Below are 26,659 nucleotides of genomic sequence, written 5' to 3'. Positions count from 1 at the left end.
ATTTTATGCCTGATACAAGCTTAATTAATAGTTGAGAGACAATATTTATTTGACTTGTGAAAAATAAGCAATCAATTTATAAATTCCCTTCCAATGGATCATTAATAAAGGGATTTATAATATGAATGAATCTTTGCTTTTTTGCCGGGTTAATGAATATGGTTTTCCGCACTGGGATGGTTTTGATGCTTTTCGTTGGTATATTATTCCCACCAGCTGGAAGTACATGACCGGTGATGCATATTTATGGATTTATAAGAGTGCGTGGTTTATATATCATAAAAATATGATTAAACAGTATGCTAAAGAAGCACAAATTCCTGTGCTTCTGTTGGCCGGGGTTGCTGTGTCAGAAGTAGGAGGAATGCCAGAAAGATTTAAAGGATTTGGCGTTCTTCAAGCAAAGCAAGTAATAGATGAACTATTAAATAAAAAGAATAAACACTCAAATACAACATCAGTTGGTTCGATCGCTATTCAATTAGGTGTTGCCGCACAAACCTTGGGTATCGATCTTAAAGCTCTTGATCGTTTTCAGCAGTTCCGGCTTGCTCAATGCTTATTAGATAATAGCTTTAACATTCGTGTAGTGGCTTTTCATTTGCGTGACTTAATTTTGTATGATAACCCCGGTATCAATACTGCAACACTTACAGATGAGCAAATTATACTTGCTGGTTCACGTTACAATCGAGGAGTACAACGAAGCGCAACTGATATCATCAATTCCATTCATGCTCCTGTAGGTTCACCCACGCGAGAATATAGTGAGTATGGACGCCATATCATTCAAAAAAAACAGACTATAATGGAAATGCTAGGGAGCTTATAATGACCTGGAAAGTATTTACGTTGGGTTTTTTATGGGCTATTATTTCTCTTTTTTGGATTGTATTCTGCTCTGTTCAGGATAAAGAGTGGTGGATAGGTTATGGGGATATTAATAATATTTGTGACCTCATGCGTTCTATTGCGAATGATGATATACGCGATGTTGGAATTTTCTTCTCATTACCTGTATTTTTTCCGGCAATTTATGCCATCTTCATTAAAAAGAAACGGTATTGGTTTATTTATATCATAACTCTTCTTATCAGCGGTTACTGGTTATGGCAATTTTTTATCCGCTATAAGCTCTGTCTGTGGTAAGACTTATCGCGAAGAATACCGGCCATTGTCCATGACCGGTATTTGTTCATTACAAACTCCCCGCCGGGCGCGACTTCGCCGCCGACGTCAAGGTTCTTCCGGTCTTACGCCCGTCCAGCGTTTCCAGACGCATCTGGAACGGTGGGAACGGCATATCGATACCGTGCTCACGGAAGCCCGCCAGAATCAGCTGGTGGATCTCATGGCGCAGCGGCATGCGATGGCCCATCTCGGCCGCGTAAATACGCAGTTCGAAAATCTGGATCCCCTGCTGTAAATCCACTAGGAACACTTCCGGCTCCGGCGTGCTGATCACCAGCGAACAGCGCTCGGCCGCAGTATAGAGAATTTGCGTCACCTCTTCGCTGTTGGCATCCGACGGGGCCGGCACGGTCAGCACCACACGCGTCACGGAGTCCGACAGCGACCAGTTAATAAACTGCTCGGTGATAAACGCCTTGTTAGGGACAATGATCTCTTTACGGTCCCAGTCGCTGATGGTGGTGGCGCGGGTGTTGATCTTCGTAATGCTGCCGGTCAGATCGCGGATCGTTACGGTATCGCCAATACGGATCGGCTTCTCAAACAGGATGATCAGGCCCGAGATAAAGTTGGCGAAGATCTCCTGCAAGCCAAACCCGAGCCCGACCCCGAGCGCGGCCACCAGCCACTGCAACTTCGACCACTCAATGCCGATCATCGAGAAGCCCACCAGCCCGCCAAACACCATCAGCAGATATTTGGTGATGGTGGTAATGGCGTAGCCGGTGCCCGGCGTTAAATCCAGATGCTGTAACAGGGCCAGCTCCAGCAGCGCCGGGAAGTTACGGATCAGCTGGGTGGTGATGATGAACACCAGAATGGCTATCAGCACCGCCCCGAGCGTAATCGGCTCCAGACTCTCCACGCCCTGAACCGTCGAGGTCACATCCCAGAGAGTGATGTTCTCCAGGAAGCCAAACGCTGAATGAATTTCCGACCACAGCACAATGACGGACAGCAGGGCGACCAGCATCAGAATGGAGCGGACCAGGCGCAGGGACTGGGTACTGATGGCATCCAGATCCAGCTCGGTTTCATCGACTTCTACCGTGCCTTCCGTGCTGAGCATGTGAGCTGGCTCTTCTTCGCCGCGCGCACGCTGGGCGAGGATTTCGGCCCGGCGGTTTTTCGCCCGGTCGAAGGCCAGACGACGACGCTGAATCAGCATCCAGCGCCGGATAACGTGGTAGACCACCAGCAGCAGGAACCAGATCGCCACCGAGGTTTCAAGACGCGCCAGCAGCGCCTGGGCGGTGGCCAGATAGCCGACCGCCGCCGCCAGAATCGCCGCCAGCGGGGCGCTGAGCAGCAAATTCCACAGCATATGGTTAACCATGTTATCGCCGCTGCCCTCTTTGTCGAGATAGAGCGGGATCCCGGCCTTCTTCAGGCTCAGCGTCACTACCGCCAGCGCACCACAAATCAGGATAAAGCACAGCCGCCCGAGCGATCCGGAAAACTCCCGGTCGTTGAGGTTATCAAACATGATCAGGGCCATGATCAGCGGCACAATCAGCCCGATGCTCATCAGGTAGTAGCGCATCGCCCGCGCCACGCGGTTACGCGGCCAGCCAAAGTGGGCGACAAACAGGCCATTCGGGCGGGCGAAGGTGGCGCAGATCATCACCACCCACAGTAGCGGTACGGTGGCCGTCACCCCGTAGCCAATGGCCACCGCCAGTGGATAAGGCCAGGCTTCGCGCAGGCCATAGCCGAGAGTCATCCACAGTACCGGCAGCGGCGAGGCGACCAGAATCGACCAGAAGACCGTGCGCAGCGTGAGCCAGAAATGGTCCTGGGTCACCTTGCCGACGCGCGCGCTGGAGCGGTCGAGGAAGCGGGTGAAGTGTCGGCGGGAGTAAATGCTGAACCCAACCAGAATCAGCGCGCCCAGCAGCGGGAAAATCGTCTCCTTGCTGGTGAGCATCATCACGCTGGCTTTGCCAAGCTGGCTGAAGGTATCCAGCGAAATCAAACGCCGCAGATCCTGAACAATATCAATCGGCCAGGAGAAGGAGATCGGCCGCACGTCCGAGGTCCAGAACAGGTAGCGGTGCGTCGCCTCGTTAACCTCTTTTAACGCATCTTCCAGCTGGCTGTTGGAGACCTTCAGTTTGGTCAGCTCAAGCAGCAGCGTATCGCCGCCCTGCAACAGTGAATTGAGTAATTCACGCTGCGTGCGCAGCTGGGCTTCCAGAATGCGGTTTTGCTCGGCGGTGAGCACTTTGCCGTCGGGCTGGTGGATCTGGCGCAGCTGCGGCTGCTTGTTGAGTTGATCTTCAAAGCGCAGACGCTGCACACGCAGCTGCGCCATTTCGGTATCAAGCTGCTGAGGTTTTGGCATTTCGGGCAAGCGGGCAACCTGGGCGCGCAGGGCTTCACCAAGCAGGTTTGACGAACCGAGCCACTGCGACTGTTCGCGCAGCGTATTCAGCGCCTGACGCACCTGCAGGGTTTGATTGGTCGCCTGGCGTTGCTGGGAGGCCACCAGATCCATGCGCTGGGCCTGCTGGTTCAGCGCGGCAGAGAGCTCGCGGTTGACCTTAAACTGCTCGACGATCCCGGCGGGCAGATTCTCGCTGTTCTCTGCCAGCAGTTCGGTGCTCTCCAGCGCCCGCTCAGCTTCTTGCTGGCGCTGGCTGTTGAGTTGATTGCGCAGCGCCTGGAGATAAGCATCCAGCTGCTCGCTCTGCTTTTTCGCCAGCTCAGAGCGCATACGCGCCAGCTCCTGGCGATTGTTGGCCGACAGCTGCGCCAGCTCCAGTTCATCCACCAGCGCTTTTAACCTGGCGGATTCCGCCTGGATGCCCAGAGTTTGAGCCTGGCTAAGAGCGGTATTGCCGGTTTGCGCCCCGGCCCGGCGTTCAACCTCATTGAGCTGACGGCGGGCATCGGTTTGTTGCTGAGGCAGCTGGGTCAGAGAGTCAGCGATGTCGCGGGCGCGCTCCTGCTCCTGCTGCGCCTGACGGGTTTTTTCCAGTAACTGGCTGCTGACCTGCAGGATCTCCTGATTCAGGGTGTCAGAGGTCATGCCCGCAGGGACCTGGCGCGGCTCTTCACGCAGATCGTTCAGCTGCGCGCGCAGGGTTTGGGACAGTTTGGGGAAGTTATCGATGACCTGCTGATACTGCGTGGCACGCTCAAGGGAGCCTTTACGCTCCTCAAGCGCGTTCAGCGCAGCCTCGAGAGCCTCAACGGTTTCCGGCTGGGCGGGCTTTGCCGCCTTCGCCTGCTCCAGTTCCTGTGAGATTTGTTTGCTGTCGGGGGCCGTAGCGGCGTACGCCCCCGTACTGAGGCACCAGGCCATCAGCAAAGTGATAATCAGGCGCACGTCAGTTTACCTTTACTTAGCTTTCGTCTTTTTTGTCATCAACCAGCGGGCTGGCTTCGAGTTCGGCGGCAATCTCTTCGTCGGACAGCGGGGCAGGTTCTGCATCCGATGTCATGAAGGTTTCCGTCGACACCGCCAGCGGCTGGCCGAGTTTGGTGACCGACAGGCTTTCGAGCTGCTCGACCAGCTTCACTTTACCCGGTGCAAACAGGTTAATGACGGTTGAGCCGAGTTTGAAGCGGCCCATCTCCTGGCCCTTCAGCAGCGCCACGGAGCCTTCGTTTTCACCTTCAGGCCAGGTCCAGCGTTTGATCACGCCTTCGCGCGGCGGCGTAACGGTGCCCGCCCAGACGGTCTCAATGCTGCCGACAATGGTGGCACCCACCAGAATCTGCGCCATTGGGCCAAACTCAGTATCGAACAGGCAGATAACGCGCTCGTTACGGGCAAAAAGGTTCGGCACGTTTTGCGCAGTCAGATGGTTTACCGAGAACAGATCGCCCGGAACGTAGATCATCTCCCGCAGAATGCCGTTGCACGGCATATGCACGCGGTGATAGTCGCGTGGCGACAGGTAGGTGGTGGCAAAGGAACCATTGCGGAACAGATCCGCCATCAGGTAGTTACCTGCCAGCAGGGCTTCCAGGCTGTAGTTATGGCCTTTGGCCTGCAGGATCTTGTCGTTTTCGATCGCACCCAGCTGGCTGATCACGCCGTCAGCAGGCATTACCAGCACGTTCGGGTCGGTATTCAGCGGACGCACTTCATCACGCAGGGCACGCACAAAGAAATCGTTGAAGGTGCGGTAGCTGGCGGTATCCGGCTTCTGCGCCTCTTTCATGTCGACCTTGTAGTATTTCACGAACAGATCGATCACCAGCTTAGTCAGCCAGCCCGCTCGTTTGCTCGCGCCCCAGCCCGCCAGGCGAGTGAGCCACAGTTTCGGCAGAATGTATTGAAGCGAAAGTTTAAATGAGTTTAACAAGGTAGCCTCCAGGCCATTGTTTTGTCGTTCCTGATCCGGCTGCAAGACAGCCGGAACCTGAAAAAAGGGGACGATTTTAGCGACGCTTAGCTTAGTTGTCAGTCATCAGATTCAGAAAAGCTTTTACGCGTTTTTACCTGCGCCATGCTTTCGAGAATATGGTGATAGTTTGCAAAGCGAGTTTCAGCAATTTCACCGTTTTCGACCGCGGCACGAATGGCACAGCCAGGGTCGTTATCGTGTTTACAGTCACGGTATTTACACGCGCCTAAATAGTCGAGGAATTCGACAAAGCCGTTAAAGATTTGATCGGGCTCGAGATGCCACAGACCAAATTCACGCACCCCTGGGGAGTCGATCACGTCGCCGCCATGCGGGAAGTGATACAGGCGCGAGGCGGTGGTGGTGTGCTGACCCAGACCGGAGTTGTCAGAGACATCGTTGGTCAGGATCTCCTGCGGCAGACCAAGCAGGTTGTTCAGCAGGCTGGATTTGCCCACGCCGGACTGACCGGCAAAAATGCTGATGCGATCGGTCAATGCCTCTTCGAGCGGCTTCAGGCCATCCTGCTTGCGGCTTGAGACCATCAGCACGCGATAGCCAATCTTGCGATAGGTATCCATCTGCTCATTAACGAAGTCCATGCCTTCGTCGTCGAGCAGATCGATTTTATTCAGGACAATCAGCGGCTCAACTTCAAGGGTTTCACAGGCGACGAGATAACGGTCGATAATATTCAGCGACAGCTCAGGCAGGATCGCAGAGACAATCACGATCTGATTGATGTTGGCGGCAATGGGTTTTACGCCGTCGTAGAAGTCGGGGCGCGTCAATACCGACGTGCGCTCATGCACGGCTTCCACGATGCCTTTCACCGTCACGCCTTCTGCGGCGGCTTTACCCGGACGCCAGACCACGCGGTCACCGGTGACCAGCGAGCGGATGGTGCGGCGGATATTGCAGCGGTGAACGTCGCCATCGCCCGATTCCACATCAGCATGCATACCGAAGCGGCTAATCACCACGCCTTCAGCGGGTTCGCCAAACAGGTTGTCGTCGTAATCGACCTTCTCCGAAGTGGTTTTAAGACGGCGTTGGTGATTGGCTTTCACGCGGCGCTGTTGCCCTTTGGAGAGTTTATTTTTACTCAATCGTGCTGGCTCCTGGTCGCCCATATTGGGCAAAACCTCTATGATACACACTAATTAATACTAGTTAACCTGCCACGGCCGGTTATACGAGAAGGGTGGAAAATAACATGAGTGCAGATGAAAACAATCTGATTTGGATCGATCTGGAGATGACCGGACTGGATCCCGAGCGCGATCGCATTATTGAGATCGCCACGCTGGTGACCGACGCGAACCTGAATGTGCTGGCGGAAGGGCCGACCATTGCGGTGCATCAGTCCGACGAGCAGCTGGCGCTGATGGATGACTGGAACGTGCGCACCCATACCGGCAGTGGGCTGGTGGAACGTGTTAAAGCCAGTACGCTGGGGGATCGTGAAGCCGAGCTGGCCACCATTGAGTTCCTCAAGCAGTGGGTGCCACAGGGCAAGTCACCGATCTGCGGTAACAGCATCGGTCAGGATCGCCGTTTCCTGTTTAAGTACATGCCGGAGCTGGAAGCGTACTTCCACTACCGTTATCTCGATGTCAGCACCCTGAAAGAGCTGGCCCGTCGCTGGAAGCCGGAGATGCTGGACGGCTTTAAAAAGCAGGGCACTCACCAGGCGATGGACGATATCCGCGAATCAGTGGCGGAGCTGGCTTACTACCGCGAACATTTTATTAAATTGTAAGCGGCAGGCCCGGCGGGGCAGCACTTGTCGGGTCTAAATCGCTAAAACGATTTAAAAATGCGCAATGTGACGAATATTGCAGCACTTGAACTGAATTTATAAAAAAACGCTTTTGGGGGGGTTGCAGCAGAAAGGATTTCTCGTATAATGCGCCTCCCGTAACGACAGAGAATTCATCGTTACGACAGCACAGATTTTGCGGGAATAGCTCAGTTGGTAGAGCACGACCTTGCCAAGGTCGGGGTCGCGAGTTCGAGTCTCGTTTCCCGCTCCAAATCTTTCGCTGTGCAGTAAGACCACCAATCGCAGGATTTCAAGTTGCAACAAGGCGGCAACTGAACGAATCCTTGGGAGCTTACTAAAGTAAGTGACTAAGGTGAGTGAAGGCAGCCAACGCAGTGGCGGCTTGAAAGACAAAGATTAAGCGGGAATAGCTCAGTTGGTAGAGCACGACCTTGCCAAGGTCGGGGTCGCGAGTTCGAGTCTCGTTTCCCGCTCCAAAATTTGAAAGGTATCGCAAGATACGCACCACCCAAGCGGGAATAGCTCAGTTGGTAGAGCACGACCTTGCCAAGGTCGGGGTCGCGAGTTCGAGTCTCGTTTCCCGCTCCAAATTTTTTACTCCTCTTCCAGATATCCACAGCGGCAAGCCCCGCCGGGGATGATTTGTTTCATTTCTGACAAACTCTTCTTAACAGACTTATCCACAGCTTTGCCATTTTTCAGCGAATAGCCAAATACTTCGCCTGATGAATAGTAACTTTATAATCTGTTGAAAATAATAAAGAAAATTTCATTTCAAAATGTTAAGCCGATCACTTGACCTGTAGCCGGGCCCGGACTAACTCTGGCTTTTAAATTTTATTCACAGCCTGTGGAAACATCATGCATCGCGTGGTAGCCCTTTTTCGATCACCCGTACCAGCCTGATTTTCTGCGGTAATTGTACCTCTACAACGCAGGCGTTTCGTTTGGCGATTTGCTGCGCAACCGCCCACTCTATGTGTTCATCAAGAAGTGGGTGCTCACCTCTGCGAGTTTCCAGGGCCTGAATATTGGCTTCGTCCCAGGGGGCATTTCCCAGCGCGACCGCAATATTTCGCAGCCAGCGCAGATGTCCGATGCGGCGAATAGCCGATCCCTCCGTCACCTTCAGAAACCAGGCTTCGCTCCAGGCAAATAGCTCCAGAAGCGGTGGCGCATGCAGGGCTTTACGCGGGCTGAAGTCGTCCTCTTCCGTTAACTGTGAATAACGGTTCCACGGACAAATCAACTGGCAGTCATCGCAGCCGTATATGCGGTTGCCAATTAACGGCCGAAACTCTTCCGGGATGGCCCCTTCAAGTTCGATCGTCAGGTAGGAGATGCAGCGGCGGGCATCGACGGTGTAAGGCTCAACGATGGCCCCGGTGGGGCAGATGGTCATGCAGGCCACACAGCGTCCGCAGCCGTCTTCGACCGGTTTATCCACCGGTAAAGGGAGATCAATCAGCAGTTCACCGAGGAAAAAGAAGGAGCCAGCATCGCGGCTGAGGATAAGTGAGTGCTTACCTGTCCAGCCAAGCCCTGCTTTTTCAGCCAGCGGGCGTTCAAGAACAGGCGCGGAATCGACAAAGGGTCTAAAATTCAGCGTGGCGCACTGCTGTTGGATCATTTCCCCGAGCTTTTTGAGTCGGTTACGCAGCAGTTTATGATAATCACGTCCGAGGGCATAACGGCTGACGTACCCCAGCGTGGGGTCTTTCAGCGTACTGGCAAAGGCTGCCCGGGCGGGAAGATAATTCATACGCACGCTGATCACGCGCAGGGTCCCCGGCAACAGTTCATGCGGACGGGCGCGCATCATGCCGTGACGCGCCATCCACTCCATTTCGCCGTGGTATTGATTATCCAGCCATGCCTGGAGTTTTGGCTCACTGGCAGAGAGATCGGTATCGGTGATACCCACGTGTTGAAAACCAAGCTCAGCGCCCCACTGTTTAATGTTTTGCGCTAACTGATTGAGATCGAGGGGCTGTGACATGACGGACCATACTGTGAAGAAAAACCCCGCAAGTATACCACATTCTGTCTGGCCCGCAGAGGCGCTACGTCGCATTGAAAAAGAGGCGGCAGACAGCATCGGTATGACCCTTTATGAGCTGATGCAGCGCGCAGGCGAGGCGGCTTTTGCCGTTGCCCGCACGGCTTACCCGCAGAGCAGACACTGGTTGATCCTGTGCGGTCATGGCAACAACGGCGGCGATGGCTATGTGGTTGCCCGACTGGCGCTCGCCGCAGGCATTACCGTCACGCTGCTGGCGCTGGAGAGCGATAAACCCCTCCCCGAAGAGGCGACAAAAGCGCGGGAAACCTGGCTGGAGGCGGCAGGCGTTATCCATGCCGCGGAGTCGGTCTGGCCCGAAGGCGTCGATCTGATTGTCGATGGTCTGCTGGGAACCGGTTTACGCAGCGCGCCACGCAATCAGGTTGCCAGATTAATCACGCAGGCCAACCAGCATCCGGCCCCCGTCGTTGCGCTGGATGTCCCCTCCGGACTGAACGCGCAGACGGGCACCACGCCCGGAGAAGTGATCCACGCCGACCATACGGTGACCTTTATCGCCCTTAAACCCGGTCTGCTGACCGGGAAAGCACGTGATGTCGTCGGGGCGTTGCACCATAACGCCCTCGGGCTGGAGGGCTGGCTCGCCGGGCAAGAGACAGCCATTAGCCGCTTTGACGCCGCGCAGTTGGCAAACTGGCTTCCGCCGCGTCGTCCCACCTCGCATAAAGGCGATCACGGGCGTCTGGTCATTATCGGCGGCGACCACGGCACCGCAGGTGCTATTCGCATGACCGGCGAAGCGGCGTTACGGACGGGGGCGGGGCTGGTGCGCGTCCTGACCCGTCGCGAAAATATTGCCCCGATCGTCACCGCCCGGCCTGAACTGATGGTGCACGAACTGACAGCCGAGGCGCTGGAAGAGAGCCTGCAGTGGGCCGATGTGGTGGTGATTGGCCCCGGTCTGGGTCAGGAGCCATGGGGTAAAGAGGCGTTACGCATGGTTGAGAGCTTTCGGCACGCCATGCTGTGGGACGCTGATGCGCTGAACCTTCTGGCAATCAACCCGGATAAACGTCACAATCGCATCCTGACGCCGCACCCCGGTGAGGCCGCGCGTCTGCTTAACTGCAGCGTTGCAGAAATTGAAAGCGATCGCTTACATTCTGCCCAGCGTCTGGTAAAACGTTACGGTGGTGTGGTGGTGCTGAAAGGCGCTGGCACCATCGTCGCCAGCGAGGGCGGCTTTGCAGGTATCATTGATGTCGGCAATGCCGGCATGGCGAGCGGCGGTATGGGCGATGTGCTTTCCGGTATTATCGGGGCGTTGCTCGGACAGAAACTGGCGCTTTATGATGCCGCCTGCGCAGGCTGCGTCGCCCACGGTGCAGCCGCCGATCGGCTGGCTGACCAGTATGGCACGCGCGGTATGCTGGCAACCGATCTTTTTGACACGCTGCGGCGTGTTGTTAACCCGGAAATAATTGACGTAGAAAATGATTAATCGAGTGATCCCTTTACCCGACGAACAGGCAACTTTAGATCTCGGCCAGCGCGTGGCGCAGGCCTGCGAGGGCGCAACCGTCATTTATTTGTATGGCGACCTTGGCGCGGGTAAGACCACCTTTAGCCGGGGCTTCTTACAGGCGCTGGGGCATCAGGGAAACGTGAAAAGCCCGACCTATACGCTGGTTGAGCCCTACACCCTCGACAACCTGATGGTGTACCACTTCGATCTCTATCGCCTAGCCGACCCTGAAGAGTTGGAATTTATGGGGATCCGTGACTATTTCGCCAACGATGCTATCTGCCTCGTAGAGTGGCCGCAGCAGGGAACAGGCGTCTTGCCTGACCCGGATGTTGAAATTCACCTGGAGTATCAGGCGCAAGGGCGTGAAGCCCGCGTCACTGCTGTCTCCGCATCAGGTAACTCCATACTGGCGCGGTTAGCCGGTTAAAAGAAGAGATAACGGGATGATTAATCGCGTTAAAAGTTGGTTGATGGCTGCAACGGTGCTGTTTTGTGCCCAGGCCGGGGCGGCAACGCTGTCCGATATCCAGGTGTCAAACGGCGACAATCAGGCCAGGATCACCTTCAGTTTTATGGGCGATCCAGAGTATGCGTTTTCGCAGGACGATAAGCGCAGCGTCGCGCTGGATATTAAACAGACCGGCGTCATCAAAGGGTTACCGCTGCAGTTCAGCGGCAATAACCTGGTGCACCGCATTCGTTCCGGTACGCCGAAAGACGATCAGTCCCTGCGTCTGGTGGTCGATTTAACGCAGAACGGCAAGACCCGGGCGGTAAAGCAGCAGAACGGCGCCAACTATATGGTGATCTTCACCATCAATGCCGATGCACCGCCGCCTCCGCCGCCTCCACCGCCGGTAATAGCGAAGCGGGTGGAAGCACCGGTCGTTGCACCACGCCCGTCAGAGCCGGCCCGCAATCCGTTTAAAACCGGCAGCGATCGGATTACCAGCGTTACCAGCAGCAACACGGTGACGCGTCCGGCAGCCCAGGCGCGCCAGACAACCGGCGACAAAGTCATTATTGCGATTGATGCCGGACACGGTGGCGATGATCCTGGCGCCATCGGGCCGGGCGGGACGCGTGAGAAGAACGTGACCATCGCCATCGCCCGTAAGCTGCGGACCTTGCTGAATGACGACCCGATGTTTAAAGGCGTGTTAACCCGCGACGGCGATTATTTTATCTCGGTCATGGGCCGGTCTGACGTGGCGCGCCAGCAGAACGCTAACTTCCTCGTCTCTGTGCATGCCGATGCGGCTCCCAACCGCAACGCGACGGGAGCCTCCGTATGGGTGCTTTCCAACCGTCGTGCTAACAGCGAAATGGCAAACTGGCTTGAGGAACATGAAAAGCAATCCGAGCTGTTAGGCGGGGCAGGCGACGTACTGGCGAATAGCCAGTCGGATCCCTACCTGAGCCAGGCGGTACTGGATTTACAGTTCGGCCATTCCCAGCGTGTCGGGTATGATGTGGCGACTAACGTCCTGAATCAGCTGCAAAGTGTCGGTTCTCTGCACAAACGCCGCCCGGAACATGCCAGCCTGGGCGTGCTGCGTTCGCCGGATATCCCGTCCATTCTGGTGGAAACGGGCTTTATCAGTAATCACGGTGAAGAGCGCCTGCTGGGCAGCGACAGCTACCAGCAGCAGATTGCCGAGGCGATTTATAAAGGCCTGCGCAAGTATTTTGATTCGCATCCGCTCCAGTCTGCACCGCAGGGTGGCGCGGGGCAGACCGCCAGCGCCGTATTACCGGGCGAGTCGACCTCGACCAACTAAGGAGATTTCATGCCGATTCAGGTTCTGCCGCCGCAGCTTGCGAACCAAATCGCCGCCGGTGAGGTGGTAGAACGCCCTGCGTCGGTCGTGAAAGAGCTGGTGGAAAACAGTCTTGATGCGGGTGCGACCCGCATCGACATTGATATTGAACGCGGCGGCGCGAAACTCATCCGCATCCGTGATAACGGCTGCGGCATCAAAAAAGAGGAGCTGGCCCTGGCGCTGGCCCGTCACGCTACCAGCAAAATCGCCTCCCTCGACGACCTCGAAGCCATTATCAGCCTCGGTTTTCGCGGCGAAGCGCTGGCCAGTATCAGCTCCGTCTCCCGCTTAACGCTCACCTCCCGCACGGCAGAACAGCCGGAAGCCTGGCAGGCCTACGCTGAAGGCCGGGATATGGACGTGACGGTCAAACCTGCCGCCCATCCGGTGGGCACCACGCTGGAAGTGCTGGATCTGTTCTACAACACCCCCGCACGGCGCAAGTTTATGCGCACCGAGAAAACCGAATTCGGTCATATCGACGAGATTATTCGCCGCATCGCGCTGGCGCGTTTCGATGTCACCATCAACCTGAGCCATAATGGCAAGATGATGCGTCAGTACCGCGCCGTGGCGCAGGGCGGGCAGAAAGAGCGCCGGCTGGGCACTATCTGCGGTACGCCGTTTCTGGAACAGGCGTTGGCCATTGAGTGGCAGCATGGCGATCTGACCCTACGCGGCTGGGTGGCCGATCCAAAAGCCAGCAGCGCGGCGTTTGCGGAGATCCAGTATTGCTACGTCAACGGACGCATGATGCGTGACCGCCTGATCAACCATGCCATCCGCCAGGCCTGCGAAGATAAACTCGGTGCCGGCGAGCAGCCCGCTTTCGTGCTGTATCTCGAGATCGACCCGCATCAGGTGGATGTGAATGTTCATCCGGCGAAGCATGAAGTGCGTTTTCACCAGTCGCGGCTGGTGCATGACTTTATCTACCAGGGTGTGCTGAGCGTATTACAGCAGCAGGCCGACCCGACCCTGCCGTTGAGTAATGTGGAGCCTGCGCCGCGTCCGATTCCGGAAAATCGCGTTGCGGCGGGCAAAAACCAGTTTGCTGAACCGGCTGTCGCCCGTGAACCTGCTGCCCCGCGCTTTGCATCCGGCGGCTCAGCTTCCCGGACATCGGGTGCCAGCTATCCCCATGTCCAGCCGGGCTACCAGAAGCAGGCGGGCGCGGTCTATCGCACCTTGCTTGATACCCCGGCCCCTGCACAGAAAACAACAGATATCGCGCCTGCGCCCTCTACGCTGGTGGGGCATAGCCAGAATTTTGGCCGGGTGCTGACCATCGTAGCGCCGGATGCGGCCCTGCTGGAGCGTGATGGCCAGTTGGCGCTGTTGTCTCTGCCGGTGGCCGAGCGCTGGTTAAAACAGGCGCAGCTTGCACCTGGTCCACAGCAGGCCTGCGCCCAGCCGCTGCTGATCCCGGTACGGATAAAAATCTCGGCGCAAGAGACGCAGATCATCCAGCGGTATCAAACCGCGCTGGCAGAAATGGGCATCGAGGTAGTGACCGAAGCGCACCATGTCACGCTTCGGGCGGTGCCTTTACCCTTACGCCAACAAAATTTACAAAACTTGATTCCTGAACTGATAGGCTACCTGGCGCAACAAACGACGTTTGATGCCGCCAACACCGCGCAGTGGATCGCCCGCCAGTTGGCCAGCGAACATTCGACGTGGAGTATGGCGCAGGCGATCACGGTGCTGGCGGAGGTCGAACGCCTCTGCCCGCAGCTGGTGAAAGCGCCGCCGGGTGGTTTATTACAACCTGTAGATCTACAACCGGCTAAGAACGCCCTGAAAAATGAGTGATTTGAGTAATACCAGCCTGCCTAAGGCGATATTTTTGATGGGGCCAACGGCCTCCGGTAAAACTGCGTTAGCCATTGAGTTACGTAAAGTTTTGCCAGTAGAGTTGATTAGCGTCGATTCCGCCCTTATTTATCAGGGGATGGATATCGGTACGGCCAAGCCTGGCGCGGAAGAATTACGCGCGGCGCCGCACCGATTACTGGATATTCTTGACCCGGCGCAGGCCTATTCGGCGGCAGACTTCCGCCGCGATGCGCTGGCGCAGATGGCAGAGATCACCGCAGCAGGGCGTATTCCCCTGTTGGTGGGTGGAACCATGCTCTATTTCAAGGCCTTACTGGAAGGGTTGTCGCCGTTGCCATCGGCAGATCCTGCGGTAAGAGCAAAGATTGAGCAACAGGCGGCAGAGCAGGGATGGGGTGCATTGCATGAGCAACTGGCTGAGATCGATCCGGTTGCCGCAGCACGTATTCATCCAAATGATCCGCAAAGGCTTTCCCGGGCACTGGAAGTTTTTTTCATTTCGGGTAAAACTTTAACGGAACTGACGCAAACGTCAGGAGAGGCTCTGCCGTATCAGGTGCATCAGTTCGCCATCGCCCCGGCGAGCCGTGAACTGCTCCATCAGCGAATTGAGCAGCGTTTTCATCAGATGTTAGCTTCAGGTTTTGAAGCAGAAGTGCGGGCGCTTTTTGCCCGTGGAGATTTGCATACGGACATGCCTTCCATTCGTTGTGTGGGTTATCGCCAGATGTGGTCATACATTGAAGGTGAAATTTCACATGATGAAATGGTTTATCGAGGTATTTGCGCCACGAGACAGTTGGCGAAGCGCCAGATGACCTGGTTGCGCGGTTGGGACGGTATTCACTGGTTAGACAGTGAAAAACCGCAACAGGCGTACAACGATGTGTTACAGGTTGTTGGTGATATCGCAGACTGAATGTGTACAATTAAGCCGTATCGTGCGCAATTTTTCAGAATCGCAAGGTTCTAAGTACAAAACAAGCATATAAGGAAAAGATAGAATGGCTAAGGGGCAATCTTTACAAGATCCGTTCTTGAACGCACTGCGTCGTGAACGTGTTCCAGTTTCTATTTATTTGGTGAATGGTATTAAGCTGCAAGGTCAAATTGAGTCTTTCGATCAGTTCGTGATCCTGTTGAAAAACACGGTCAGCCAGATGGTCTACAAGCACGCGATTTCTACTGTTGTTCCGTCTCGCCCGGTATCTCATCACAGCAATAACGCTGGCGGCGGTTCCAGTAACTACCATCATGGCAGCAACGCGCAGGGTTCTTCTGCGCCTGCGCAGGACAGTGAAGAAACCGAATAAGGTTACTGGCTGTTATTTCCATATCGGGGAGCCAGGTTTTCTGCGTTCCCCGCTGATCTTTTTTGAGAGGTTTACGCTTGTTTGACCGTTATGATGCCGGTGAGCAGGCGGTGCTGGTACACATCTATTTTTCGCAAGACAAAGATATGGAAGATCTCCAGGAGTTTGAAGCTCTGGTCTCTTCCGCCGGTGTCGAAGCAATGCAGGTGATTACCGGTAGCCGTAAAGCGCCGCACCCAAAGTATTTTGTTGGTGAAGGTAAAGCAGTAGAGATTGCGGATGCCGTTAAAGCGACTGGCGCTTCAGTCGTGCTTTTTGATCACGCCCTGACACCGGCCCAGGAACGCAACCTGGAACGTCTGTGCGAATGTCGCGTTATCGATCGAACGGGTTTGATTCTGGACATTTTTGCTCAACGTGCACGTACCCATGAAGGGAAACTGCAGGTCGAGCTGGCGCAGTTGCGCCATCTGGCAACGCGCCTGGTGCGCGGCTGGACACACCTTGAAAGACAGAAAGGCGGGATTGGTTTGCGTGGCCCGGGTGAAACCCAGCTCGAAACCGACCGTCGCTTGCTGCGTGGCCGTATAACCCAGATCCTCTCACGACTTGAAAAAGTTGAGAAGCAACGTGAGCAGGGGCGCCGCTCCCGACAGAAAGCAGACATTCCAACGGTGTCGCTGGTCGGTTATACCAACGCCGGTAAATCCACCCTGTTTAACCAGATCACTGAGGCCCAGGTGTATGCCGCAGACCAGCTGTTTGCGACCCTGGATCCGACGCTGCGCCGTATTGATGTGACAGACGTCGGTGAAACCGTGCTGGCGGATACCGTTGGGTTTATCCGTCATCTGCCGCACGATCTGGTGGCCGCGTTTAAAGCCACCCTGCAGGAGACTCGTCAGGCGACGTTGCTGTTGCATGTCATTGACGCTGCGGATGTCCGCCTGCAGGAAAACATCGATGCAGTGAATATCGTGCTGGAAGAGATTGATGCGCACGAGATCCCGACGCTGCTGGTGATGAACAAAATCGATATGCTGGATGGCTTTGAGCCGCGTATCGACAGAGATGAAGAGAACATACCGATTCGGGTCTGGCTTTCTGCCCAGACCGGTGTTGGTGTACCACTGCTTTTCCAGGCCTTAACAGAACGTCTTTCCGGTGAAGTGGCTCAGCACACGCTGCGTCTACCCCCCGAGGAAGGCCGACTGCGCAGCCGTTTTTATCAGCTTCAGGCGATAGAAAAAGAGTGGATGGAGGATGACGGCAGCGTGGGGTTGCAAGTGCGTATGCCGATCGTTGACTGGCGTCGCCTCTGTAAACAAGAACCTGCGCTGGTCGACTACGTCGTCTGACCGGATAGGAGATGCCTGAAGGTTTTTGCCCTTTGGGATACCCGAATCGCAATGGATGCTCCGGCATGCCAAGCGTTTGAAGGTATATCACCGCATAACAAATATGGAGCACATACATGGCGTGGAATCAGCCCGGTAATAACGGACAAGACCGCGACCCGTGGGGGAGCAGCAATAATCAAGGCGGCAACTCCGGGGGAAATGGCAACAAAGGTGGTCGCGAGCAGGGGCCACCCGATCTGGATGATATCTTCCGCAAGCTGAGTAAAAAGCTGGGCGGTCTTGGCGGTGGTAAAGGCACTGGCGGCGGTACTGGCCAGGGTCCTCGCCCTCATATGGGCGGTCGCGTGGTGACTATTGTTGCGGCTGCAGCGGTAATTATCTGGGCTGCCAGCGGGTTCTACACCATCAAAGAAGCCGAGCGCGGTGTTGTCACCCGTTTTGGTAAGTTCAGCCATCTGGTTGAGCCCGGCCTGAACTGGAAACCTACCTTCGTTGATAACGTGCGCGCCGTTAACGTTGAGTCGGTACGTGAACTGGCGGCGTCCGGCGTAATGCTGACGTCCGATGAGAACGTCGTCCGCGTTGAGATGAACGTGCAGTACCGTGTCACCGATCCGCAGCACTACCTGTTTAGCGTGACCAGCGCGGACGACAGTCTGCGTCAGGCTACCGACAGCGCCCTGCGCGGCGTAATCGGCAAATACACCATGGACCGCATTCTGACCGAAGGTCGTACCGTTATTCGTAGCGATACCCAGCGTGAGCTGGAAGAGACCATTCGTCCGTACAACATGGGTATTACCCTGCTGGACGTCAACTTCCAGGCTGCTCGTCCGCCGGAAGAGGTGAAAGCGGCGTTTGATGATGCGATTGCTGCCCGTGAAAACGAACAGCAGTACATCCGTGAAGCGGAAGCGTACATCAACGAAGTTCAGCCGCGTGCAAACGGTCAGGCACAGCGTATTCTCGAAGAAGCGCGTGCCTATAAGACTCAGACCGTTCTCGAAGCTCAGGGTGAAGTGGCGCGTTTTGCAAGACTGCTGCCTGAATATAAAGCCGCACCGGAAATTACCCGTGAGCGTCTCTATATCGAGACCATGGAAAAAGTGCTGAGCCACACCCGTAAGGTGCTGGTGAATGACACCAAAAATGGCAACCTGATGGTTCTGCCGCTGGATCAGATGCTGAAAGGCGGAAATGCGAGTGGTGCAAAGGCCAATAACAGCGGAGCGAATGAGCTGTTACGTCTGCCGCCAGCGTCGACCGGCAACACCAGAGCCAATACCACCTCTTCTTCAAGCGATGGTGACATCATGGACCAACGCCGCGCCAACGCGCAGCGTAACGACAACCAGCGTCAGGGGGAATAACGATGCGTAAGTCAGTTATTGCGATCATCATCATCGTGCTGGTCGTGCTTTATACCTCTATTTTTGTGGTTAAAGAGGGTGAGCGCGGTATTACCCTGCGTTTTGGCAAAGTTCTGCGTGACAGCGAAAACAAACCGCTGGTTTACGAGCCGGGTCTGCACTTTAAGATCCCGATGATCGAATCGGTTAAAACGCTGGATGCCCGAATCCAGACCATGGATAACCAGGCCGATCGCTTCGTGACCAAAGAGAAGAAAGACCTGATTGTCGACTCTTACATCAAGTGGCGTATCAGCGATTTCAGCCGTTACTACCTGGCGACCGGCGGCGGTGACGTCTCCCAGGCCGAAGTGCTGCTGAAACGTAAGTTCTCTGACCGTCTGCGTTCTGAAATTGGTCGTCTGGATGTGAAAGATATCGTTACCGACTCCCGTGGTCGTCTGACCCTGGAAGTACGTGACGCCCTGAACTCCGGCTCTGCGGGCACGGAAGATGAAGTGACCACGCCAGCGGCTGACGACGCGATCGCCAAAGCGGCTGAACGTGTTCAGGCTGAAACCAACGGTAAAGTGCCGGTGGTCAACCCGAACAGTATGGCTGCGTTAGGTATCGAAGTGGTTGACGTACGTATTAAGCAGATCAACCTGCCGACCGAAGTGTCCGAAGCGATCTACAACCGTATGCGCGCTGAGCGTGAAGCGGTAGCCCGTCGCCATCGTTCACAGGGTCAGGAAGAGGCTGAGAAGCTGCGTGCAACCGCAGACTATGAAGTGACTAAAACGCTGGCAGAAGCTGAGCGTCAGGGTCGTATCCAGCGTGGTGAAGGTGATGCCGAAGCCGCGAAGCTGTTCGCCGACGCGTTCAGCCAGGATCCGGACTTCTACGCCTTTATCCGTAGCCTGCGTGCCTATGAAAGCAGCTTCCAGAGTAATCAGGATGTGATGGTACTTAGCCCGGATAGCGATTTCTTCCGCTATATGAAATCCCCGGCAGCCAGCCGCTGATTTTAATCGCGTGAAATATAAAAAGGGCGCCTCGGTGAGGCGCCCTTTTTTACATCAATTGCCCAGCCATTTATTCAGCAGGCCACCAACAACTGGCAGACCCGCCAGGGCTGATTCGATAGTTCCGCCAATGGAAGAGCCGATCGATTTACCTACGTTGCCGCCCAAATCCGGAGCAATAGTGGTCAGGTTAATGGTGCCAATCAGGGGGACCTCGATGTTCAGCAGGTCGCTGCTCTTAGACCATGCTGCCGCGCCGATTTGGCTACCTAAAGATGCCAGGTTATCCTGCAACCAGCCCGCACCGCTTACACATTCAATTTCAAACGCTGTTAATTCTTTCATAATAATCATCCTAATTATTCATTTTACGCAGTCTCCTTCTTGAGACGCGAAAAGATCCTGACAACTTTTGAAATATTGAGCAATACCAAAGGATTATGAATTTTAATTCATCATCTGGAATCACATTGATGAATAACAGGATGTAGTAATTCCTGGTCATGAAATAAAAGCTGTTATTATTTCAACATGCCAACACCGCTCAGAAAGTGCCTCTCTTGTGATGAAAACTAGCGTGCCACACAAGATATTGAGGTAATCGATTAACTGGCGATGAACCCGGCAATTTCGACGAAATTTGTATACAAAAAAAGCTGAACATCATCAAAACCGATGGTAGAATCCATTTTTAAGCAATCGGTGATTTTTAAAAATGGGTAACAACGTCGTCGTACTGGGCACCCAATGGGGTGACGAAGGTAAAGGGAAGATCGTCGATCTTCTGACTGAACGTGCTAAATTTGTTGTACGCTATCAGGGTGGTCACAACGCGGGCCATACTCTCGTAATCAACGGTGAAAAAACCGTCCTCCATCTTATTCCATCAGGCATTCTTCGTGACAATGTGACCAGCATCATCGGTAACGGTGTTGTGCTGTCTCCTGCTGCGCTGATGAAAGAGATGAAAGGCCTGGAAGACCGTGGCATCCCGGTTCGCGAACGTCTGCTGCTCTCTGAAGCCTGCCCGCTGATCCTCGACTACCACGTTGCGCTGGACCTGGCACGTGAAAAAGCGCGTGGCGCGAAAGCGATCGGGACTACCGGTCGTGGTATCGGCCCGGCTTACGAAGATAAAGTTGCCCGTCGCGGTCTGCGCGTTGGCGATCTGTTCGACAAAGCTACCTTTGCTGAAAAACTGAAAGAAGTGATGGAGTATCACAACTTCCAGCTGGTGAACTTCTACAAAGTTGACGCGGTTGACTACCAGAAAGTGCTGGACGATGTAATGGCCGTTGCCGACATCCTGACCGGTATGGTTGTTGATGTGTCCGATCTGCTGGACCAGGCGCGCAAGCGTGGCGATTTCGTCATGTTCGAAGGTGCGCAGGGTACGCTGCTGGATATCGACCACGGTACCTATCCGTACGTCACCTCCTCTAACACCACCGCAGGTGGCGTGGCAACCGGCTCTGGCCTGGGCCCACGTTATGTGGATTACGTTCTGGGTATCATCAAAGCTTACTCCACTCGCGTGGGTGCTGGTCCGTTCCCGACCGAGCTGTTTGATGAAACCGGCGAGTTCCTCTGCAAGCAGGGTAACGAGTTTGGCGCGACCACCGGTCGTCGTCGTCGTACCGGCTGGCTGGATGCGGTTGCTGTGCGCCGTGCGGTGCAGATCAACTCCCTGTCTGGCTTCTGCCTGACCAAACTGGACGTCCTGGACGGCCTGAAAGAAGTGAAAATCTGTGTTGCCTACCGTATGCCAGATGGCCGCGAAGTGACGACCACTCCGCTGGCAGCTGACGACTGGCAGGGCATTGAGCCGATCTACGAAACCATGCCAGGCTGGTCTGAAACCACCTTCGGCGTGAAAGAGCGTAGCGGCCTGCCACAGGCGGCACTGGATTATATCCAGCGTATTGAAGAACTGACCGGTGTGCCGATTGATATTATCTCTACCGGCCCGGACCGTAGTGAAACGATGATTCTGCGCGACCCGTTCGACGCATAATGATGGTTTTGCCCGGCGGCGCTGCGCTTGCCGGGCCTACAGACCCCCATCGTAGGCCGGATAAGCAACGCGCATCCGGCTTTTTCTTTCTCCTTCCCGCCTTTCAGTTCAAATAAATTAGCCGCCAACTATCTGGCTGGTTTATCATCATTAGTGAATATCTCTGCGGATATACCGCGATTTACCCTTTTCCTGAGGTTGATGTGCAGTTAACAAGTTTCACCGATTACGGATTACGCGCGCTGATCTACATGGCGTCGTTACCTGAAGGGAAGATGACCAGTATCTCTGAGGTGACAGAGGTGTACGGCGTGTCCCGTAATCATATGGTCAAAATAATCAATCAACTTAGCCGTGCTGGATACGTTGCTGCCGTCCGCGGGAAAAATGGCGGCATTCGCCTCGGTAAACCGGCACAGAGTATTCGTGTTGGTGATGTGGTGCGCGAACTGGAGCCATTAACTCTGGTGAACTGTAGCAGCGCGTTCTGCCACATTACGCCCGCCTGTCGTCTGAAACAGGCGCTTTCTAAGGCCGTGCAAAGTTTTCTCATGGAGCTGGATAACTACACGCTGGCCGATTTGGTTGAAGAGAATCAACCGCTGTATAAATTATTGCTGGTGGAATGAAGAAAATTTCCACCGGAGATGACAACGGAGGAACCGCTATGTCACACGATCCTTTCCAGGAACGCGAAGCTGAAAAATACGCTAATCCTATCCCAAGCCGCGAGTTCATCATTGAACACTTAACCAAACGCGAAAAACCCGCTAATCGTGAAGAACTTGCCGTTGAATTAAACATTGAAGGCGAAGAGCAAATTGAAGCCCTTCGCCGTCGTCTGCGCGCCATGGAGCGCGACGGACAACTGGTCTTTACCCGCCGCCAGTGCTATGCCCTGCCAGAACGCCTCGACCTGCTGAAAGGCATGGTGATTGGTCACCGGGATGGTTTCGGCTTCCTGCGCGTCGAAGGCCGCAAGGACGATCTCTATCTCTCCTCTGAACAGATGAAGATGTGCATTCACGGCGACCAGATCCTGGCCCAGCCGCTGGGTGCCGACCGTAAAGGTCGTCGTGAGGCGCGTGTAGTGCGTGTCCTGGTGCCGAAAACCAGCCAGATCGTGGGCCGCTACTTCACCGACGCCGGCGTCGGTTTTGTGGTGCCGGACGACAGCCGTCTGAGCTTTGATATCCTTATTCCACCGGAAGAGGTGATGGGCGCGCGGATGGGCTTTGTGGTGGTCGTTGAGCTGACCCAGCGTCCGACCCGCCGTACCAAAGCGGTCGGTAAGATTGTCGAAGTGCTGGGCGATAACATGGGCACCGGCATGGCCGTGGACATGGCGCTGCGCACTCACGAAATCCCGTACGTCTGGCCAAAAGCGGTTGAAGAGCAGGTTGAAGGCCTGAAAGAGCAGGTCCCTGAGTCGGCGAAAGCGGGCCGTGTGGATCTGCGTAGCCTGCCGCTGGTCACCATCGATGGCGAAGATGCCCGTGACTTTGATGACGCCGTCTACTGCGAGAAAAAACGCGGCGGCGGCTGGCGCCTGTGGGTGGCCATTGCGGATGTGAGCTATTACGTCCGCACAGGTACTCCGCTGGATGGCGAAGCCCGCAACCGTGGCACCTCGGTCTACTTCCCGTCCCAGGTTGTGCCGATGCTGCCGGAAGTGCTCTCTAACGGTTTGTGCTCCCTCAACCCGCAGGTTGACCGTCTGTGCATGGTGTGTGAAATGACCATCTCCACCAAAGGGCGTTTAACCGGCTACAAATTCTATGAAGCGGTGATGAGTTCACATGCTCGCCTGACCTACACCAAAGTGTGGCACATGCTGCAGGGTGACCAGGATCTGCGTGAGCAGTATGCGCCGCTGGTGAAGCACATTGAAGAGCTGCATAACCTCTATAAAGTGCTGGATCAGGCGCGTGAAGAGCGCGGCGGGATCTCATTTGAGAGTGAAGAGGCCAAGTTCATCTTCAACGCCGAGCGCCGCATCGAGCGGATCGAACAGACCCAGCGTAACGATGCCCACAAGCTGATTGAAGAGTGCATGATCCTGGCTAACATCTCCGCGGCACGCTTCGTTGAGAAAGCCAAAGAGCCAGCGCTGTTCCGTATTCACGACAAACCGACCACCGAAGCTATTACCTCGTTCCGTACCGTACTGGCGGAGCTGGGCCTTGAACTGCCGGGCGGTAACAAGCCGGAGCCGCGCGATTACGCCGAGCTGCTGGAATCCATCGCCGATCGCCCTGACGCCGAAATGCTGCAAACCATGCTGCTGCGCTCCATGAAGCAGGCGATTTACGATCCGGAAAACCGCGGTCACTTCGGCCTGGCGCTGCAGTCTTATGCCCACTTTACCTCGCCGATCCGTCGTTACCCGGACCTCTCCCTACATCGCGCCATTAAGTATCTGCTGGCGCAGGAGCAGGGTCATAAAGGCAACACCACGGAAACCGGGGGTTATCACTACTCGATGGAAGAGATGCTGCAGCTGGGCCAGCACTGTTCGATGGCGGAACGCCGGGCGGATGAAGCCACGCGTGACGTCGCTGACTGGCTGAAGTGTGACTTCATGCTGGATCAGGTCGGGAACGTGTTTAAGGGCGTGATTGCCAGCGTCACCGGTTTTGGCTTCTTTGTCCGTCTTGATGAACTCTTTATTGATGGCCTGGTGCATGTCTCTTCCCTGGATAACGACTACTACCGTTACGATCAGGTTGGACAGCGTCTGACCGGCGAATCCAGCGGCCAGACCTACCGCCTGGGCGATCGCGTGGAAGTGAAGGTTGAAGCGGTCAATATGGACGAGCGCAAGATTGATTTCAGCCTGATCTCCAGCGAACGTGCGCCGCGCAACGTGGGTAAAACCGCGCGCGATAATGCGAAGAAAGGGGCAGCCGGTAAAACCAGCGGTAAACGTCGTCAGACCGGTAAAAAGGTAAACTTCGAGCCGGACAGCGCCTTCCGTGGCGAGAAAAAACAGAAGCCGAAGGCCGCGAAGAAAGAAGGCAGAGCAGCGAAAAAGCCGTCGGACAAAACCCAGAAAATCGCTGCCGCGACCAAAGCGAAGCGCGCAGCGAAGAAAAACAGCGCTGAGTAATACCGTCCTCTAACCCCTTCCAGCCGGAAGGGGTTATTCTTTTTAGCCGTAAGTCATTCCACAACAGAATAGATATTTCCCCGCTCCCCCTTTATTTCCTGCTTAGTTATTTTTCAGAAATCGTTATTTATTATTTTTGATTAGCCATCTCAGGGCGATGTGTATAGTGAATTCCACTGACTTTTAAATGAATTCATTTCCTGCTTTGCAAGGAGTATATATGCATCTGGCTCGTTTCCCTCGCGTCTCTCTCGGTCATTTTCCTACGCCACTCGAACCGCTGGAAAATATATCCCGCTTATTAGGTGGGCCAAAAATATGGATTAAGCGAGACGATGCTACCGGCCTGGCAACGGGTGGAAATAAAACGCGCAAACTTGAATTTCTGCTGGCCGATGCCGTGGCGAAAAAAGCCGACGTCATTGTTACCCAGGGCGCCACCCAGTCTAACCATGTACGTCAGACCATCGCCGGTGCCGCGCGTCTGGGGTTACAGGCCAAGGCCCTGCTTGAAAAGCGGGTGACGGATTTTGGTGAAGATTACCAACGTTCGGGTAACGTTCTGCTGGATCATATCCTGGGCGGTGAAATCGTTGCCCACCTGCCTGCCGGCACAGACATGCAGCAGGCAATGGAAGAGTACGCGGCCACCCTGCGCGAGAAGGGGCATAACCCTTACGTCATCCCCGGCGGCGGCTCCAATCCCATCGGGGCGCTGGGTTACGTGGCCTGCGCCGAGGAGCTGCTGTATCAGTCGTCCGAGCGTCGTCTTCGCATCGACCATGTGGTGCACGCTACCGGCAGTACCGGCACCCAGGCGGGATTGGTGGCGGGCTTCACGGCCACCAACAGTCACGTGCCCGTGCTGGGTATCAGCGTGCGGGCACCTAAAGCGAAGCAGGAAGAGAACGTCTGGAACCTGGCCTCCCGCACCCTTGAGCTGCTGGGTGTGCCGGGCGAGCTGTCGCGCCATGCGGTCGTCGCCAACAGCGACTACGTCGGGGATGGCTACGGCTTACCGACCGAAGGCACCCTGGAAGCGCTGACGCTGCTGGCGCGCCACGAGGGCATTCTGCTCGACCCCGTCTATTCTGCGAAAGGGATGGCGGGGCTGATCGACCTGATTCGTAAAGGCCATTTCCGTCAGGATGAGAACGTGGTCTTTATCCACACCGGCGGCGCGGCAGGGCTGTTTGGTTATCGTCAGGTACTTGAGCATGTCTGAGCCGTTTCTGCTCGGCGTGCTGGGGGGCATGGGTCCGCTGGCGACGCTCGACTTTCAGCGCCAACTGCTGGAGGCCACGCCCGCCCAGAGCGATCAGCAGCAGCTGCCCTCTGTGGTCTGGAACGTGCCGCAAATCGCCGATCGGCAAAAAGCGCTGGCGGGCACCGGTCCTTCACCGCTGCCGCAGCTCATTCACGGCATTCGGGTGCTGAACCAGGCGGGGGCGAGCCATATCGCCATCCCCTGCAACACCGCGCACCACTGGTATGAGGCGCTCAGCGAGGCGAGTGCCGCCCCCATTTTGCATATTGTGGATGCCACGCTGGCCGCGCTGGAACAGGAAGCGAATACGCCGCAGCGGGTAGGAATTATCGCCACCAAAGGCACGCTGGACGCCGGCTGGTATCAGCAAAAACTGGCGGCCCAGGGCATTGAGGTGGTTGAACCGACGCCCGAAGAATTAACGCAGTGGTTTGTGCCGGGCTGCTACGCGGTAAAACGCGGGGCGCTTAAGGAAGGGGGCGAACTCTTGGCCCAACAGGCTCTGGCGCTGTTCGCACGCGGGGCGCAAAAGTTGATTCTGGCCTGCACCGAAGTGCCGGTTGCGCTCCAGGCCGTTGACGCGCCTTTTCTGCATTTAACCTTCGATCCGGCGCAGGCGCTGGCGGAGCGATGTTCGCAGTTATGGCAAGCGAATTAATTACCACCATTAAAC

Annotated in this window: 22 protein-coding genes and 3 tRNA genes; 20 read left to right on the top strand and 5 right to left on the bottom strand. The window is 55.5% G+C overall.

Annotated elements, in window-relative coordinates; genetic code table 11:
* Positions 1–121: 121 nt before the first annotated feature.
* Both M8318_RS12445 and M8318_RS12440 read left to right on the top strand, forming a co-directional pair.
* Positions 122–832 (top strand): hypothetical protein, encoded by a 711-nt coding sequence (locus tag M8318_RS12445; RefSeq protein WP_262662918.1) that lies wholly within the window; start codon positions 122–124, stop codon positions 830–832.
* Complete coding sequence (locus M8318_RS12440) at positions 832–1,149, top strand: YjeO family protein (protein ID WP_262662916.1); 318 nt, start codon at positions 832–834, stop codon at positions 1,147–1,149. Before M8318_RS12445 ends, M8318_RS12440 begins: the two co-directional genes overlap by 1 nt.
* Before the next feature lie 49 nt (positions 1,150–1,198).
* On the opposite strand, the gene mscM is transcribed toward M8318_RS12440, so the two are convergent.
* From mscM to rsgA, 3 genes are all read right to left on the bottom strand, one after another.
* Positions 1,199–4,522, bottom strand: a complete 3,324-nt coding sequence (mscM, locus tag M8318_RS12435) for a miniconductance mechanosensitive channel MscM (protein WP_262662915.1) — start codon at positions 4,520–4,522, stop codon at positions 1,199–1,201.
* A gap of 16 nt (positions 4,523–4,538) precedes the next feature.
* Complete coding sequence (gene asd / locus M8318_RS12430; RefSeq protein ID WP_262662913.1) at positions 4,539–5,507, bottom strand: archaetidylserine decarboxylase; 969 nt, start codon at positions 5,505–5,507, stop codon at positions 4,539–4,541.
* Positions 5,508–5,605: 98 nt separating this feature from the next.
* The gene (gene rsgA / locus M8318_RS12425) at positions 5,606–6,658 is read right to left on the bottom strand and encodes a small ribosomal subunit biogenesis GTPase RsgA (RefSeq protein WP_262662911.1); all 1,053 of its coding nucleotides are present in this window, start codon (positions 6,656–6,658) and stop codon (positions 5,606–5,608) included.
* A 107-nt stretch (positions 6,659–6,765) separates the two neighbouring features.
* On the opposite strand from rsgA, the gene orn reads away from it, so the two are divergent.
* From orn to M8318_RS12405, 4 genes are all read left to right on the top strand, one after another.
* Positions 6,766–7,311: an oligoribonuclease gene (gene orn / locus M8318_RS12420; RefSeq protein WP_106994037.1), complete on the top strand. Its 546-nt coding sequence runs from the start codon at positions 6,766–6,768 to the stop codon at positions 7,309–7,311.
* Positions 7,312–7,509: 198 nt separating this feature from the next.
* Positions 7,510–7,585: transfer RNA gene (locus tag M8318_RS12415), tRNA-Gly, on the top strand.
* Between the two features lie 150 nt (positions 7,586–7,735).
* Positions 7,736–7,811: transfer RNA gene (locus M8318_RS12410), tRNA-Gly, on the top strand.
* A gap of 36 nt (positions 7,812–7,847) precedes the next feature.
* Positions 7,848–7,923 (top strand) — tRNA-Gly (locus M8318_RS12405).
* 271 nt (positions 7,924–8,194) lie between these two features.
* Here M8318_RS12405 and queG read toward each other — a convergent pair.
* Positions 8,195–9,334, bottom strand: a complete 1,140-nt coding sequence (gene queG / locus M8318_RS12400) for a tRNA epoxyqueuosine(34) reductase QueG (RefSeq protein WP_262662909.1) — start codon at positions 9,332–9,334, stop codon at positions 8,195–8,197.
* Here queG and nnr point away from each other — a divergent pair.
* The 9 genes from nnr to hflC all read left to right on the top strand — a co-directional run bounded on the left by nnr (position 9,333) and on the right by hflC (position 19,596).
* Positions 9,333–10,859, top strand: a complete 1,527-nt coding sequence (gene nnr / locus M8318_RS12395; protein WP_262662908.1) for a bifunctional ADP-dependent NAD(P)H-hydrate dehydratase/NAD(P)H-hydrate epimerase — start codon at positions 9,333–9,335, stop codon at positions 10,857–10,859. The genes queG and nnr overlap by 2 nt on opposite strands.
* Positions 10,852–11,313, top strand: a complete 462-nt coding sequence (gene tsaE, locus M8318_RS12390) for a tRNA (adenosine(37)-N6)-threonylcarbamoyltransferase complex ATPase subunit type 1 TsaE (RefSeq protein ID WP_106994040.1) — start codon at positions 10,852–10,854, stop codon at positions 11,311–11,313. Before nnr ends, tsaE begins: the two co-directional genes overlap by 8 nt.
* A gap of 16 nt (positions 11,314–11,329) precedes the next feature.
* Positions 11,330–12,667, top strand: coding sequence for an N-acetylmuramoyl-L-alanine amidase AmiB (gene amiB / locus M8318_RS12385; protein WP_262662907.1), 1,338 nt, complete (start codon positions 11,330–11,332; stop codon positions 12,665–12,667).
* A 9-nt stretch (positions 12,668–12,676) separates the two neighbouring features.
* A complete protein-coding gene (gene mutL, locus M8318_RS12380) occupies positions 12,677–14,524 on the top strand; it encodes a DNA mismatch repair endonuclease MutL (protein ID WP_262662906.1) in 1,848 nt (615 codons plus the stop codon).
* Positions 14,517–15,467 (top strand): tRNA (adenosine(37)-N6)-dimethylallyltransferase MiaA, encoded by a 951-nt coding sequence (gene miaA / locus M8318_RS12375; RefSeq protein WP_262662905.1) that lies wholly within the window; start codon positions 14,517–14,519, stop codon positions 15,465–15,467. Before mutL ends, miaA begins: the two co-directional genes overlap by 8 nt.
* An 85-nt stretch (positions 15,468–15,552) precedes the next feature.
* Positions 15,553–15,861, top strand: a complete 309-nt coding sequence (hfq, locus tag M8318_RS12370) for an RNA chaperone Hfq (protein WP_032616179.1) — start codon at positions 15,553–15,555, stop codon at positions 15,859–15,861.
* 77 nt (positions 15,862–15,938) lie between these two features.
* Positions 15,939–17,219, top strand: a complete 1,281-nt coding sequence (gene hflX / locus M8318_RS12365) for a ribosome rescue GTPase HflX (RefSeq protein ID WP_106994044.1) — start codon at positions 15,939–15,941, stop codon at positions 17,217–17,219.
* A gap of 116 nt (positions 17,220–17,335) precedes the next feature.
* Complete coding sequence (gene hflK / locus M8318_RS12360; RefSeq protein WP_262662904.1) at positions 17,336–18,592, top strand: FtsH protease activity modulator HflK; 1,257 nt, start codon at positions 17,336–17,338, stop codon at positions 18,590–18,592.
* Positions 18,593–18,594: 2 nt separating this feature from the next.
* Positions 18,595–19,596: a protease modulator HflC gene (hflC, locus tag M8318_RS12355; RefSeq protein WP_262662902.1), complete on the top strand. Its 1,002-nt coding sequence runs from the start codon at positions 18,595–18,597 to the stop codon at positions 19,594–19,596.
* A 54-nt stretch (positions 19,597–19,650) separates the two neighbouring features.
* On the opposite strand, the gene M8318_RS12350 is transcribed toward hflC, so the two are convergent.
* Positions 19,651–19,941 carry a hypothetical protein gene (locus M8318_RS12350; RefSeq protein WP_262662900.1) on the bottom strand — a complete coding sequence of 97 codons (291 nt, stop codon included), beginning with the start codon at positions 19,939–19,941 and terminating at the stop codon, positions 19,651–19,653.
* A 370-nt stretch (positions 19,942–20,311) separates the two neighbouring features.
* Between M8318_RS12350 and M8318_RS12345 the strand changes: the two genes are divergently transcribed.
* The 5 genes from M8318_RS12345 (at position 20,312) to cuyB (ending at position 26,644) form a co-directional block, all read left to right on the top strand.
* Complete coding sequence (locus tag M8318_RS12345; RefSeq protein WP_166181386.1) at positions 20,312–21,610, top strand: adenylosuccinate synthase; 1,299 nt, start codon at positions 20,312–20,314, stop codon at positions 21,608–21,610.
* A gap of 203 nt (positions 21,611–21,813) precedes the next feature.
* On the top strand, positions 21,814–22,239 hold the full coding sequence (gene nsrR / locus M8318_RS12340) for a nitric oxide-sensing transcriptional repressor NsrR (RefSeq protein ID WP_166181387.1): 426 nt from the start codon (positions 21,814–21,816) through the stop codon (positions 22,237–22,239).
* A gap of 38 nt (positions 22,240–22,277) precedes the next feature.
* On the top strand, positions 22,278–24,719 hold the full coding sequence (gene rnr / locus M8318_RS12335; RefSeq protein ID WP_262662898.1) for a ribonuclease R: 2,442 nt from the start codon (positions 22,278–22,280) through the stop codon (positions 24,717–24,719).
* A 220-nt stretch (positions 24,720–24,939) separates the two neighbouring features.
* Entirely contained in the window at positions 24,940–25,944 is a 1,005-nt protein-coding gene (cuyA, locus tag M8318_RS12330) for a D-cysteate sulfo-lyase (RefSeq protein ID WP_262662896.1), read from the top strand.
* Positions 25,937–26,644 carry a cysteate racemase gene (gene cuyB, locus M8318_RS12325; protein ID WP_262662895.1) on the top strand — a complete coding sequence of 236 codons (708 nt, stop codon included), beginning with the start codon at positions 25,937–25,939 and terminating at the stop codon, positions 26,642–26,644. The genes cuyA and cuyB overlap by 8 nt, the downstream gene beginning before the upstream one ends.
* The last annotated feature ends 15 nt before the right edge of the window (positions 26,645–26,659 follow it).

Source organism: Leclercia tamurae (genome assembly GCF_025566055.1).
GTDB classification, from domain to species: domain Bacteria; phylum Pseudomonadota; class Gammaproteobacteria; order Enterobacterales; family Enterobacteriaceae; genus Enterobacter; species Enterobacter tamurae.
The sequence above is the reverse complement of the archived record's forward strand: the minus strand, read 5'-3'. Positions and strand labels throughout refer to the sequence as shown.

What these genes read in the sequence shown, in the direction of transcription:
- M8318_RS12445 (WP_262662918.1), top strand. Translation starts at nt 122, where the DNA reads ATGAATGAATCTTTGCTTTTTTGCCGGGTTAATGAATATGGTTTTCCG.
- M8318_RS12440 (WP_262662916.1), top strand. Translation starts at nt 832, where the DNA reads ATGACCTGGAAAGTATTTACGTTGGGTTTTTTATGGGCTATTATTTCT.
- orn (WP_106994037.1), top strand. Translation starts at nt 6,766, where the DNA reads ATGAGTGCAGATGAAAACAATCTGATTTGGATCGATCTGGAGATGACC.
- nnr (WP_262662908.1), top strand. Translation starts at nt 9,333, where the DNA reads ATGACGGACCATACTGTGAAGAAAAACCCCGCAAGTATACCACATTCT.
- queG (WP_262662909.1), bottom strand. Translation starts at nt 9,334, where the DNA reads ATGTCACAGCCCCTCGATCTCAATCAGTTAGCGCAAAACATTAAACAG.
- tsaE (WP_106994040.1), top strand. Translation starts at nt 10,852, where the DNA reads ATGATTAATCGAGTGATCCCTTTACCCGACGAACAGGCAACTTTAGAT.
- amiB (WP_262662907.1), top strand. Translation starts at nt 11,330, where the DNA reads ATGATTAATCGCGTTAAAAGTTGGTTGATGGCTGCAACGGTGCTGTTT.
- mutL (WP_262662906.1), top strand. Translation starts at nt 12,677, where the DNA reads ATGCCGATTCAGGTTCTGCCGCCGCAGCTTGCGAACCAAATCGCCGCC.
- miaA (WP_262662905.1), top strand. Translation starts at nt 14,517, where the DNA reads ATGAGTGATTTGAGTAATACCAGCCTGCCTAAGGCGATATTTTTGATG.
- hfq (WP_032616179.1), top strand. Translation starts at nt 15,553, where the DNA reads ATGGCTAAGGGGCAATCTTTACAAGATCCGTTCTTGAACGCACTGCGT.
- hflK (WP_262662904.1), top strand. Translation starts at nt 17,336, where the DNA reads ATGGCGTGGAATCAGCCCGGTAATAACGGACAAGACCGCGACCCGTGG.
- hflC (WP_262662902.1), top strand. Translation starts at nt 18,595, where the DNA reads ATGCGTAAGTCAGTTATTGCGATCATCATCATCGTGCTGGTCGTGCTT.
- M8318_RS12350 (WP_262662900.1), bottom strand. Translation starts at nt 19,941, where the DNA reads ATGAAAGAATTAACAGCGTTTGAAATTGAATGTGTAAGCGGTGCGGGC.
- M8318_RS12345 (WP_166181386.1), top strand. Translation starts at nt 20,312, where the DNA reads ATGGGTAACAACGTCGTCGTACTGGGCACCCAATGGGGTGACGAAGGT.
- rnr (WP_262662898.1), top strand. Translation starts at nt 22,278, where the DNA reads ATGTCACACGATCCTTTCCAGGAACGCGAAGCTGAAAAATACGCTAAT.
- cuyA (WP_262662896.1), top strand. Translation starts at nt 24,940, where the DNA reads ATGCATCTGGCTCGTTTCCCTCGCGTCTCTCTCGGTCATTTTCCTACG.
- cuyB (WP_262662895.1), top strand. Translation starts at nt 25,937, where the DNA reads ATGTCTGAGCCGTTTCTGCTCGGCGTGCTGGGGGGCATGGGTCCGCTG.